This window comes from Actinacidiphila paucisporea, assembly GCF_900142575.1.
Taxonomy (GTDB): Bacteria; Actinomycetota; Actinomycetes; order Streptomycetales; family Streptomycetaceae; genus Actinacidiphila; species Actinacidiphila paucisporea.
In genome coordinates this window covers 178,962-191,760 of the sequence record NZ_FRBI01000009.1, presented here as the reverse complement: position 1 = coordinate 191,760, position 12,799 = coordinate 178,962, and the positions used below count along the sequence as shown (strand labels likewise).

Annotated in this window: 8 protein-coding genes; 4 read left to right on the top strand and 4 right to left on the bottom strand. The window is 72.8% G+C overall.

Annotation, left to right across the window (positions count from 1 at the left end):
* The first annotated feature begins 391 nt into the window (after nt 1-391).
* Entirely contained in the window at nt 392-4,453 is a 4,062-nt protein-coding gene (locus tag BUE44_RS16170) for a carboxypeptidase regulatory-like domain-containing protein (protein ID WP_073499015.1), read from the top strand.
* 102 nt (nt 4,454-4,555) lie between these two features.
* Here BUE44_RS16170 and BUE44_RS16165 read toward each other — a convergent pair whose 3' ends face one another.
* On the bottom strand, nt 4,556-6,139 hold the full coding sequence (locus tag BUE44_RS16165) for a M48 family metallopeptidase (RefSeq protein WP_073498790.1): 1,584 nt from the start codon (nt 6,137-6,139) through the stop codon (nt 4,556-4,558).
* Nucleotides 6,140-6,331: 192 nt separating this feature from the next.
* The gene (locus tag BUE44_RS16160; protein ID WP_073498788.1) at nt 6,332-7,324 is read right to left on the bottom strand and encodes a YihY/virulence factor BrkB family protein; all 993 of its coding nucleotides are present in this window, start codon (nt 7,322-7,324) and stop codon (nt 6,332-6,334) included.
* Nucleotides 7,325-7,545: 221 nt separating this feature from the next.
* On the opposite strand from BUE44_RS16160, the gene BUE44_RS16155 reads away from it, so the two are divergent.
* The 3 genes from BUE44_RS16155 to BUE44_RS39775 all read left to right on the top strand — a co-directional run bounded on the left by BUE44_RS16155 (nt 7,546) and on the right by BUE44_RS39775 (nt 9,857).
* Entirely contained in the window at nt 7,546-8,547 is a 1,002-nt protein-coding gene (locus tag BUE44_RS16155) for a serine/threonine-protein kinase (RefSeq protein ID WP_073498786.1), read from the top strand.
* Between the two features lie 232 nt (nt 8,548-8,779).
* The gene (locus BUE44_RS16150; RefSeq protein WP_200804430.1) at nt 8,780-9,511 is read left to right on the top strand and encodes a YhjD/YihY/BrkB family envelope integrity protein; all 732 of its coding nucleotides are present in this window, start codon (nt 8,780-8,782) and stop codon (nt 9,509-9,511) included.
* Nucleotides 9,462-9,857: a glutaredoxin domain-containing protein gene (locus tag BUE44_RS39775; protein WP_079189789.1), complete on the top strand. Its 396-nt coding sequence runs from the start codon at nt 9,462-9,464 to the stop codon at nt 9,855-9,857. The genes BUE44_RS16150 and BUE44_RS39775 overlap by 50 nt, the downstream gene beginning before the upstream one ends.
* Nucleotides 9,858-9,906: 49 nt before the next feature.
* On the opposite strand, the gene tpg is transcribed toward BUE44_RS39775, so the two are convergent.
* Nucleotides 9,907-10,464, bottom strand: a complete 558-nt coding sequence (tpg, locus tag BUE44_RS16140) for a telomere-protecting terminal protein Tpg (protein WP_073498782.1) — start codon at nt 10,462-10,464, stop codon at nt 9,907-9,909.
* A gap of 83 nt (nt 10,465-10,547) precedes the next feature.
* Entirely contained in the window at nt 10,548-12,764 is a 2,217-nt protein-coding gene (gene tap, locus BUE44_RS16135; protein WP_073498780.1) for a telomere-associated protein Tap, read from the bottom strand.
* Between the last annotated feature and the right edge of the window lie 35 nt (nt 12,765-12,799).

The window sequence follows — 12,799 nt, the reverse complement described above, 5'->3', positions numbered from 1 at the left end:
CGGCTTGCCGCCGTGACGTGTTCACGCCCCGAGAGGGTCAGGTGGGAATCGAGGGACCTGTTGATGCGTCAACGGGTCCGATTTGCGGCCCGGTTCGCACCGTATTCCCACAGAAACCCCCACCAACTTCCGTCCGTTCATGAGCAGTTCAGCTCACGCGCCTCACTTTGAGTCACGTAACATAACTCTCAGTAGCTGTTGACATGGCTTGAACACGACTCGCCTAATAACTCCCGGTGATTGCACGCGCATTCACCGTCGCCCCAGAGCCCGTACACGGGTCGACCCCTGCAAGAACGCATGGAGTCACACGTTGCGCATTTCGACGAGAACCAGACCACCTCTCCGGCGGACGATCTTCGCCGGCCTGGCTGTGGCCAGTGCCACCGCACTGGCCGTCCTGGGAGTCCAGGTTCCGGCCGGAGCCGCGGCGCCCGCCGCCGCGTCCCCGGCCGCGGCCACCGACGGACACCCGCTGCTGGAGCCGTCCTGCACCACTCCCGGCAAGGACGAATTCACCTGCTACGCCCTGCGCCGCGCCGACATCAAGCCGGTCAAGGGCATCACCCCGGCCGCCGTCACGCCCAACGGCTGGGGAGCGCCCGACCTGCAGAGCGCCTACAACCTCCCGACGGACGGCGGCGCGGGACAGACCGTCGCCATCGTCGACGCGTTCGACGACCCGAACGCGGAGGCCGACCTCGCCATCTACCGCCAGCAGTACGGGCTGCCGGCCTGCACGACCGCCAACGGCTGCTTCAGCAAGGTGGACCAGCGCGGCGGGAGCAGCTACCCGTCCCCCGATCCCGGCTGGGCCGGTGAGATCTCGCTCGACCTGGACATGGTCTCCGCGGTCGCGCCCTACGCGCACATCCTGCTGGTCGAGGCCGACGACAACGGCTTCGAGAACCTCGGCTCGTCGGTGGACGAGGCCGTCGCGCTCGGCGCGAAGTTCGTCTCCAACTCCTACGGCAGCGACTACCGCGGCGGCAACGGCGAGGACCCCTCCGAGACGACCGCCTTCGACGCCTACTTCAACCACCCCGGCGTCGCGGTGACCGTCTCCACCGGCGACTACGCCTACGGCGTCGGCTACCCCGCCGCCTCGCAGTACGTCACCGCCGTCGGCGGCACCACCCTGACCCGCGACCCGGGGACCGCCCGCGGCTGGACGGAGTCGGCCTGGAGCGACGCCGGCTCGGGCTGCTCCCTCTACGAGCCCAAGCCCGCCTTCCAGAAGGACACCGGCTGCGCCAACCGCGCGCTCGCCGACGTCTCCGCGGTGGCCGAGGGCGTCGCGGTCTACCAGACCTACGGCGCCGGCGGCTGGTCGGTCTACGGCGGCACGAGTGTCTCGTCGCCGATCATCGCGAGCGTCTACGCCGACTCGGGAACGCCGGTGGCGGGCTCGTACCCCAACTCGTACCCGTACGCGGCCTCCTCAGGGGTCAACGACATCACCACGGGCTCCAACGGCTCGTGCTCCCCGGCGTACCTGTGCACCGGCGGCGCCGGCTACGACGGACCGACCGGCCTGGGCACGCCCAGCGGCCTGGCCGCCTTCCGCAGCGGTCCGCACGGTGAACTGACCGGCACCGTGACCGATTCCGCCACGGGCAAGCCGATCTCCGGCGCCACGATCAGCGCCGGCGCCAACGTCGCGCACACCGACGCGGCGGGAAGCTACGAACTCTCCGTCCCCGTCGGCACCTACGACGTGACCGTGGACGCCTTCGGCTACGCCACCACGACCGACCGGGCCGTGGCAGTCGCCGACGGCTCCACCCTCACCAGGGACTACACCCTGACCTCGGTGCCGAGCCGGACCGTCTCCGGCAAGGTCACCGACGGCTCAGGACACGGCTGGCCGCTCTACGCCAAGATCACCGCGGACGGCGTCCCCGGCTCGGTGTGGACCGACCCCGCCACGGGCTCGTACTCCCTGTCGCTGCCTCAAGGGCACGACTACACGCTGCACGTCGCGGCGAACGATCCCGGCTACCAGACCGTCACCAAGACCGTCACGGTCGGTGACAGTGCGGCGAGCCTGAACCTCTCCGTGCCCGTCGACACCTGGGCGGGCACCGCCCGCGGCTACACCCAGCACCTGGCCGGCACGACCGAGACGTTCGACTCCACCGACGCCGCCCCGCAGGGCTGGAGCGTCGTCAACGCCGAAGGCACCACCGGCGGCTGGGAGTTCGACGACCCGGGTTCGCGCGGCAACAAGACGGGCGGCGACGGCGCGTTCGCGGTGGCCGACAGCGACCACTTCGGCGGGGCCGCCAGCCAGGACACCCAACTGGTGAGCCCGGTCTACGACTTCACCGGCAAGAACGCGCCCGAACTCGCCTTCAACACCGAGTACGCCTCGATCGGCGGTCAGACCGCCGAGGTCGACGCCACCTCCGACGGCGGCGCCACCTGGACCAAGGTCTGGGCCACCGCCTCGGGAATCACCGGACCGGCCAGATTCGAAGTGCCGCTCACCGACTTCGCCGGCAAGGCGGCCGTCCAGGTGCGGTTCCACTTCACCTCGCACTTCGGCTGGTGGTGGTCCGTCGACAACGTCTTCGTCGGCAACCGCGAACTGAGCACGGTCCCCGGCGCCCTCGTCGTGGGCACCGTGTCCGACGCCAACACCTCGGACGGCGTGGTCGGCGCAACGGTCACCAGCCAGGACGACACCACCCAGAGCGCCACCACCGTCGCCACGCCCGACGACCCCGGCCTCGGCGACGGCTTCTACTCCCTGTTCTCCAGCACCTTCGGCAGCCACGCCTTCAACGCCGCCAAGAGCCACTACACCACCACCGCCAAGACGGTGAAGGTGGGCGCGGACAGCGCCGTCGAGGCCGACTTCACGCTCAAGGCCGGCCGGCTCAAGGTCACCCCGGGCACGGTCGACGCCACCGTCGGCTGGGGCGCGAAGGCCACCCGGCAGCTCACGGTGAAGAACACCGGTGGCGCTCCCGCCACGATCAAGCTGAGCGAGCGCTCCGGCGGCTTCCAGGTCCAGGAGCAGGGCGCCCCGCTCAGGACGGTCAAGGGCACGTTCTCCCCGCTGTCCAGCAAGGCGCACCCGTCCGGCAGCACTTCACCGCCCAGCGCGGGGCCGTCGGACGACGCGTGGCAGACCGCCCCGGACGTCCCGAACGCCGTGATGGACAACGCCGTAGGCACCTACGACGGCAAGGTCTACTCCGCCTTCGGCTACACCGGCTCCGCCGACAGCAAGGACCTCTACGTCCTCGACCCGTCCGCCGGCAGCTGGACGAAGCTGGCCCCGGCGGCCGACACCCGGGAGGCCGCGGCGCACGGCTTCATCGACGGCAAGTTCTACGCCGTCGGCGGCTGGGGCGCGTCGGGCAGCCCCGACCCGAAACTGGAGGTCTACGACCCGGCCGGCGATACCTGGAGCACCGGCGCCCCGGCGCCCAAGCCCTACGCGGGAGCGGGTAGCGCGGTCCTCGACGGCAAGCTCTACATGATCGGCGGCTGCGGCGCGAGCGCCTGCGGCACCACCGACGCCAGCGCCTACGACCCGGCCACCGACAGCTGGACGGCCATCGCCCCCTACCCGCAGCCGATCTCCTGGCAGTCCTGCGCGGCCATCGACGGTCAGCTGTACTGTGCGGGCGGCTTCTCGGGCGACTCCGAGGTCGCGCACGCCTACGTGTACGACCCGGCGGGCGACAGCTGGTCGCCGGTGGCCGACCTGCCCGCTCCGCAGTGGGCCTCGTCCTCCGCCTCCGCCAACGGCCTGCTGCTGCTGTCCAGCGGCATCAGCCAGAACGCCCTGACCAACCGCGGCTACGCCTTCGACCCGGCCTCCGGCACGTGGAGCGCACTGCCGAACGCCAACGTCCCGACCTACCGGGGCGGCGGCGCGGCCGGCTTCTACAAGGTCGGTGGCGGCGACGCACCCGGCTCGCCGATCGCCGCGGTGGAGTTGCTCCCCGGGTACGACCAGGAGGGCTCCGCCGACGTCAGCTGGCTGAGCGAGGGCACGCAGGAGCTGACGCTGCAGCCCGGCGCGAGCTCGACGGTCGCCGTCACGCTGGACGCCTCGGTTCCCGAGATCACCCAGCCCGGTGACTTCACCGCCCAGATCACCGCGGGCAGCGACACTCCCTACCCGGTGTCCGCGATTCCCGTCGCCCTGCACGTCAACCCGCCCAAGACCTGGGGCAAGACGAACGGCACGGTCTACGGCGTCACCGCGACCGGCGGCACCGCGCCGCTGGCCGGAGCCACCGTCCAGGTCGACAGCTGGGCGTCGACGTACACGCTGACGACGGCGGCCGACGGCACGTACGCCCTGTGGCTGGACACCCGCAACAACCCGCTGACGGTCATCGTCGCCAAGGACGGCTACCAGCCGACCGTGGCAACGGTGAAGATCAAGAAGGGAGTGGCGGTCGTCACGGACTTCACCCTCAAGAGGAAGTAGCGCCGACCGTGCGGTGGACGCATCCCCTCCTGGATGCGCCCACCGCGCGGACATGTGGTGACACGTCGCACCCTCCGGCAGCCCGCCCGCCCCGCGCCGGTGTCACGCGGGCGCGGGCGCCGGTACGGGCGCCGGGTCCGGGTCGGTGGCCAGCAGGGCGCGCAACGGGGCCGTGTCGGGGGTGTCGGCGACGGCCGCCGCCACAGCCGGGGCCAGGTCGCGCCGGTACTCCGGCGGGAGGCCCAGGCGGGGGGCGACCGACCACGACATCGCCGGCGTGGCACGGCCGTCGGCGATCAGCCGCAGCTCCACCAGCGAGGTCAGCCCGTCGCTGATCGCCGGGCGGATGAAGTTGCGCGCCGACTCGCCGGTCAGCCGGGAGGCCGCCGCGGGCTTGGGCATACGGTCGGCGATCAGCATCCACAGCAGGCCCGCGTCGACGGCGTCGAGCACCTCGCCCAGGTCCGGCAGCCCCGGCGCGCCCGGCACATCGTCCCCGGCCGCGCTGCGCACCGCCCGGCTCACCGCCTTCTGCAACTGCTCGGCCTCCGCGCCGGCCTCCGCCCGCGCGGTCGCCATGACCAGCTCGGGCCAGTCCAGCCGGGGCAGCGCGGCGAGCTCGCTCCTGAGTACCGCGGCCTCGGCCGCAGCGGTCACGGTGGTGGCGTCCCGCAGCAGCGTCAGCGCGGCGGGCGCCGCCGGGTCGTCGGTCCTGCCGTCGTCCGGCAGCGCCTCGACCAGCGCCACTCGCTCGGCCATCGGCGGGTGCGAGTCGTACAGCGACGGCTTGCGCACCCGCCGCCCCTCGGCCAGCGCGGCCACCCCGTCCGCTCCGCGCGCGGCGAGCAGCAGCGGGAACCCGCCGTAGACCTGCCCGGCCGGGGGGAGCGCCCCGGCGTCCACGGCGAGCAGCGCGTACGTCCGCACGTAGTAGTCATGCGCCGCGTCGAGCAGCGGCACCCGGGCCAACGCGGCGGCCGTGGTGTCGCGCCCCACCGTACGGGCCGCGGCGGCGTCCGCCGCGAGTTCCTGCCGGCGGCCGACGGACTCCGAGACGCGCAGGAAGAACCTGCCGTACCCGACGTACAGGTTGCCGATCGTGACGTGCGCCTGGGTACGGCCCTCCCGGAAGCCGTCGATGGTGTGCACCACCGCCTCCCGGCCGCGCATCGTCATCGCGGCCAGCCGCGTGTCCTGGTTGCTGTAGTGCCCGAACTCGTGAGCCAGTACGGCCCGCAACTGCGGGACAGTGACGCCGGCCAGCAGCGGCAGCCCGAGGTACATGGTGCGGCGACCGCGCAGCAGGCCCAGCAACTGGGTGCGTTCGGACACCGCGGCGTTCACGTCGCCGGTCAGGATCAGCCGGGAGGGCGCCGAGGTTCCCGCCGCGCGCGCCGCCTCCTCGACCTGGGCCCACAATTCCGGCTGCTCGTCGGCCGTGACGGCCAGCCCCGGATTGTCCCCTGTGTGCAGCCCGGCGGTCAGGAAGAGGAACATCCCGCGCAGGATCGGCGCGATGATCACCGCGGAGAAGGCCACCAGCCCGAGCGGGTAGTAGCCGCCCGCGACCCCGGCGCGGATCAGCAGCCAGTCGATCCCCAGCACCACGGCCAGGAGTACGAGGCCCATCAGATAGAAGCCGGCCAGCAGGAAAAGGGCGCGCAGGGCACGCAACGAGGCAGTCACCGGATTTCCCCCCCAGGAATCGCGGAACAGCCGGTCTGCGACCGGTCTCCGCGGTGAAAGCCGTATCGTATGCCCAGCCTCCGCCCTCTGACCAGGCACGGCGCCGTTCCGCCGGCAGCGGCGGCCTGCGGTGCCGCGCCGCGGCGCGGGGAACCGGGCGACCGGTCGTCGTCGGCGGCGGGTCCGCCGGGGTCACTCCAGGCGGTGGCGGTCCTCGGCGCTCCACGCTCGGGTGTCGCGGGGTTCGACGTACGGTTCCTTGTCCGGCGGGAAGCCGCCGGCCACCGCGCGCTCGCGGGCCAGTTCGGCGTCGAACTCGAGGCCGAGGAGGATCGCCAGGTTGGTGATCCACAGCCAGACCAGGAAGACGATGACACCGGCGAGGGCGCCGTAGGTCTTGTTGTAGGAGCTGAAGCCCGCGACGTAGACGGCGAAACCCGCGGAGGCGGCCATCCAGATCAGCAGCGCCAGCACGCTGCCCGGGGTGATCCACCGGAAGCCGCGCCCCTTGGCGTTGGGGGTGGCCCAGTAGAGGATCGCGATCATGACGACGACCAGCACGACCAGCACCGGCCACTTGGCGATGGACCACGCGGTCAGTGCCGCGTCGCCGGCGCCCAGCCAGCTGCCGGCCTGCCGGGCGAGGCCGCCGGTGAAGACCACGATGAGGGCGCTGGCGACGGCGATCACCATCAGGACGACGGTCACGCCGACCCGCACGGGAAGCACCTTCCACACCGGGCGCCCTTCCGGGACGTCGTAGACGGCGTTCGCGCTGCGGATGAAGGCCGCCACGTATCCCGAGGCGGACCAGACCGCCAGCAGCAGGCCGACCACCGCGAGGACCGAGCCCAGTCCCCCCTTGCCCTGGAGCTGCCGCACCGCCTGGCTGACGATGTCGCGCACCGACCCGGGCGCCAGCTTGTGCACGTTCTCCAGCACCCGGTCCGTGACCGAGCGCCCCGCGACGCCCAGCAGCGAGACGACCACCAGGAGGGCGGGAAAGAGCGACAGGATGCTGTAGTACGTGAGGGCCGCCGCCCGGTCGGCCAGCTCGTCCTTCCTGAACTCCCGCGCCGTCCCCCGCAGCACGGCCCGCCACGACCTCTTCGGCAGTTCGGCCGGCCCGTCCGGCTCCTGCCGCCGCACCGCCTCGTCCGGCCCGGTGCGCGTCGTCCGCCTCATCTTTTTCCCTCGGCCCGGTGCCCGCTGCCGTTCGTCTTCACCATGCGGATCGGATAACCGGAAGTACGGCCCTCATGCGTGCCCGCTTTCCGGGTACGCGCCACAGGACGGGCGCTCGGCCGGCAGCGCGGTGTGGGAATACGTGCAGCGTTGGCCCCACTTGCGTCGGAATCTGAGGCGGCGGAGGAGGGACCTCTGTGTTGCTCGCGGAACGGTACCGAATGGAAGCCCCGCTCGGGCACGGCGGGATGGGGCAGGTGTGGCGGGCCCATGACGAACTCCTGCAGCGTGACCTCGCGGTGAAGATCCTGCCGTTCGCGGCGTCCGACGAGGTGGCCCGCGAGCGGTTCCGCGTCGAGGCCCGGGCGGCCGCCCGGGTGGTCCACCCGCAGGTCGTCACCGTCTACGACTACGAGGTCGACGGCGACGCGGCCTACCTGATCATGGAGCTGGTGGACGGCGGCCATCTCGGGGAAGAGCTCGCCGCCCACGGCCCGATGGACCCCGCCCGGGTCCTCGACATCGGAGCACAGGTGGCCCGCGGGCTGGACACCGCCCACCAGCACGGGGTGGTCCACCGGGACATCAAGCCGTCCAACCTCCTGCTGGCGGAGGACGGCACCGTCAAGATCGCCGACTTCGGCATAGCCCGGCTGCTGGACGATTCCGCGGCCGCCCTGACCCTGACCGGCCAGGTCCTCGGCACCAGCCTCTACCTCGCCCCCGAACGCGCCCGCGGGCAGGCTGCCGGACCCGCGAGCGACGTCTACGCGCTCGGCTGCGTCCTCTACGAACTGCTCACCGGGCGGCCGCCGTTCGACGAGCACAGTGCGGTGGCGGCGCTGCTCCGACATGTCGAGACCCCGCCGATACCGCCGAGCGCCCTGCGCCCGGGGACACCGCCCGGCGTCGAGCGCTGCCTGCTGGAGATGCTGGTCAAGGACCCGGAGCAGCGCCCGCCGGCCTCGCAGGTGGCCAGCTGGTGCCGCTCGGCCATCCTGGCCGAACAGCAGGTCACCGACCAGGAGCCGCCGGCGGCGACCTGCACGGCGACGGTCCCCCTGCCCGTAGCGGAATCCGCGTACGTGCCGGAGCCCGCGCCCGTGCCGGAGAGGGCCGCGCATGCCGCGCCCCGCCCCTTCGCCCGCGCCCACTGGTGGGCATCGGCCCGGCGGCGGGCTCGCGCGCTGGTCGAGCAGCCGATCCCCGCCGTGCCGGAGTAGGGCGGGCCAGGGCGCCGCCTGCTCGACGTGCTCGCGGCCGCCACCGATCGCCCCGGTGAATTCCGCCGCCGAGTCGTCGTGTCGACGGGGGCAGCGGGCGCGGGCGAGGCGATAGGAAGAGGGGGTGAGCCACGAGGACGAAGGCACATCCGGACCAGGACACCGATGGCGCCGGTGGCAGAGGCGCTGGGACTCGTCCTCCGCCGCACTGGTGGTGCGCCGTGGGGTCGAGATGGAACTGATGTCCCGGGCGCTGAGCTTCGCGGCCCTGAGCCTGCTCACGCTGCTGCCCCTGCTGACCCTGGTCGGTGCCGTCGACCCCCACAGCGGGCTGGGAGCCGGGAGGTTCCTGGGCCGTGTCCTGGGCCTGTCCCCGTCGTCCCAGGAGCGCATCGCCGAGGTGGTCGTCAATCCGGTGCAGGCGCTGCGCCGCACCACGGCCTTCGGCCTCGCCGTGCTCGCCGCGTTCGGCCTCACCTTCGGGACGGCGCTCCAGACGGGATACGAGAAGGCGTGGGGGCTCAAGGCGGCCCACTGGCACTCCGTGTGGCGCCATGTCATCTGGCTCGCGCTGTTCGTCGGCTACCTGCTCGTGGCCGTCGCGGCGCTCGGACACGGTACGACCATTGCCGAGCAGAGCGTCGGGGTCATGACCACGATCATCGTCTCCCTGCTCTTCTTCTGGTGGTCCCAGCGGTTCCTGCTCGTGGGACGCGCGAGCTGGCGGGCCCTGCTGCCCGGGGCGGTGGCCACCACGCTGGGCCTGATCGGCCTGCGGATCTTCTCCGGCCTCGTCTTCTCCCCCCTGATCGCCTCGAACGCCGTGAGCTACGGACCGGTGGGCACCATCCTGGTCGTCCAGTCCTGGCTCACCGGCGTCGGATTCGTCGTCTACGGCGGCGCGGTCCTCGGACGTGTTCTGCATCAGCGCCATACGGCACACGGCCGGGCGGGCCACACATGAGGGCGGCCGCAGCCGCGGGCCCCCTCCGGCGAACGCCCAGGTGAGCGCCCTGTTTCGAGGGCTCTTCCGAACAGTCGGTAGCCTTCGTCCTCATGAGTCGACGGCCGGCCGGCCGGTCGTCTTCTGGCGGCCGGGCTGCATGTACTGCGTCCGGCTGCGCATCCGCTTGGGACGTAGCGCCAACGAGTTGCACTGGGTCGACATCTGGCGTGACCCGGCCGGGGCCGCGGCAGTGAGAGCGGCCAACGACGGCAACGAGACCGTGCCGACCGTCATGGTGAAGGGCCAGCCGCACGTCAACCCCGACCCCGGGTGGGTGCGCGAACAGCTCTCCCGTTCCGCATGACCGCGAATCGGGGGTCCTGTCCGCGTGCCGGGGTGGTGCTCCCGCCCGCTCAGAAGTCCAGTTCGATGTAGTCGATGTCGGTGAACTCGACCTCCAGGTCGTGGGCGCGGCGGCCGCGGTCCTTGAAGTAGATCTCCTGGAGGCCCTCGGCCGCGATGGCCTGGAGCTGCTGCTCGGTGGAGCCCGCGGCCTGCGCCTCGAACAGGCGGGCGGCGTAGGCCGGGGGCAGGCGCTGGGTGATGCGCCGCATCCGGCCGTCGTCGGTGGACCCGGGGGCCGCGGTGTATCCGAAGCGGGCCCGGGTCTCGATCACGATGCCGGTGGCCGTCGCGGCCTGCTTCTTGGCCCGCTGCTGGACGCGGGGCTGCCAGTCGCGCCGCACCTCCCGCTCCAGGCGGGCCGCCAGGTCCTTGCGCGGGCGGCGCAGGGTGCCTTTGAGGTAGCGCTCCACCGTGCGCTGGGTGACCCCGAGCCGGACGGCCAGGGCGCGGGTGGAGCCCTTCTCCGCCTTGAGCAGGAACCGCATCCGTGCCTGCGCGGACTTCGGGATCGGGCGGGTCGCAGTGCCCGCGGCTGCCCGCCTGAGTGCGTCGTCGATGTCGCCCACGGTCAGGCTCCCTGCTGCGGGATGCGGCAGGCCGCGGCCCCGAACCGGGTGCCGGCTCCCGCGCTGACGGTGTCGCCCACGGCCTACTCCCCGTCGTCTTCGGCGTTGTCGCCCTTGATGTGCCGGGCCGGGTTGTGCCGCTGCTCCATCAGCTCCACCGCCCAGAAGAGCGGCTGGGTGCCTTCGTGCTTGACCATGCCGGGCGAGACCCCGAGCCGGAAGGTGCCCGGCGCGGGCTTGCCCTCGGCGTCGTACGGCAGGACGTCCAGCGGCGACGGGCCGGCGGCCGGGTAGACGACGCAGTCCGACAGCAACGCGATCGGCAGCAGCGCGTCCTCGCCGAACATCAGCGAGCCGGCCGGTGCGGGCGTGCTGCTCGTGGCCAGGGCCGTCCTGACCAGCTTCCGGTGCATGTTCACCCGCGCCGCCGAGATCACCGCGGCCCGGATGTCGGGGCGCCACGTGGGGCGCTCCAGCGCCGGCCACCGCTCCCCCGGCCGGTATGCCGTGCCCTGCGGGCGCTCGCGCAGCTTGCCGATACCGCCCTTGACCGTCGACTTGATCGCGGACAGCACCACCGCCATCCCCGGGTCGCCGGACTTGTGGCCGGCCATCGCGTCCAGGAACGCCGCCGGGGACAGGTCCGCGCTGACGCCCAGGTCGGCCATCGCCGCCTTGTACGCCTCCGCCAGGTGCTTGTACCAGGGGTCCAGGTACGGGCCGCTCTCCCGCCGTACGAACGCCTCGATCGGCCGCAGCTCCACCGGCAGCCCGAACCGGCCGACCAGCTCCGCCGCGTACGCCACCGTCGGCGTCGCGTACCAGGCCGGGCCCTCAGGTCGACGGCCGTGCGGCGTGAACGGGCTGGGCATGCGCGGGTCGATCTCGATACCGGAGAGGTCCACCAGCCACGAGCCGGGCACGGCCTTGTCGAACCGCGGCGCCTTCACGTGCTCCGGTCCTGACAGGCCGACCACCAGCCTGTTCGCGGCCGCGAGGAAGGCGGTGTTCACATCGACGCCGACCGCGAACCGCTTCGCGCACTCGGCATCGGTCAGCAGCTCGGTGTCGCGGATCCAGTCGAACGCCTCCTCATCGAGGACCTCGTCCGGGGTCCGCTGGTGGCTGCGCGGGAACAGCGCGGCCACGACGGGGTGTTCGTCGGGGGCCTCCGGCGGCGCCGGGTCGACCGCCTGCGTGAGCGAGCCGGGAAGCGGCCCGGACACCCACACGTCGGTGGCGTCGTCCTTCACCGCGCGGGTCGGCGGCCGCAGCGCGGTCATCAGCTCCAGCCCCGCGACCGCGGTGGAGCCGCGCGGCGTCAGCACCCGTGAGGCGTACGCGGTCAGCACCCGCGCGAGCTCCCCCGGCGGCAGCCGGTCGGCGTCGCCCCATGCGCGGGGGTCGAGGGCGTCCCAGGGCAGGACGGCCAGTTGCACGCACTGCCGCCGCTGCCCCTGCGCGGGGCGGTAGATCCGGGCCCACGGGCCGAACCCGCGCTTGGTGAGCTGCCACTTGGCGCGCACGATCTGCTTGACGACCTTGTGGGCCTCCGGCAGCCGCATCGACCGCCGGTCCTCCAGGCGCTCCGGCAGCCCCAGCCGGCCGGCGGCCGCAGCCGTCACCACGATCAGGGGGTCGGAGTCCTTGCCCGACCGGTGCAGCCGCGGCGCCCCGAGCTTCGCTTCCGCGAGCGTCCACTCCACCAGCTCCGGCACCGTACCGGCGGGGCACTCCAACATCAGGCCGCCCGCGCAGTACAGGAAGCCGTCGCCGTCCAGTACGCCGAGCGGGCCGTGGGCGAACCGCGGGTCGGCCGCGGTCGGGGCAGGCGCGGGCTTCGCGACTGCCTTCCTGGCCGTCGGGCGGTACGACGTCGGCGTGCTCCTGGGCGAGGCGGACGACGCCTCGCTCGCCGGAGCGGCCGGGCTGGTTGGCGGAGCCGGGTGGATTGGGGGGCGCGGAGCGCCGGCCGGGCCGGTGAACGCCTCCGGTGCGGCAGGTGCCGGCCTCGCCTCCGGGGTCGGGGCGGGAGGCTCGGGGGTGGGGAACCGCGCGGCGAGGCCTTCGAGGAGCCGGGCGTAGGCGGCTCGCTGCGGCGGCCGGGGTTCGGTTCGGCCGGCCTCCCAGTTGCCGACCGCTTCGCGGCGCGTGTCGACGGCCCTGGCGACCTGCGCCTGGCTCAACCCCGCTGCCTCCCGCAGCCGCTTGCGCTCCGCCGGTGGCGGCAGGGCCTCGGAGGCCGCCACCTCTTCCAGCAGCGCGTCCACCGCACTGAACAGCTCGCCTTCCGTGGGCACGGCTCACCTCCGCGCACCACACTATCCCGATCACT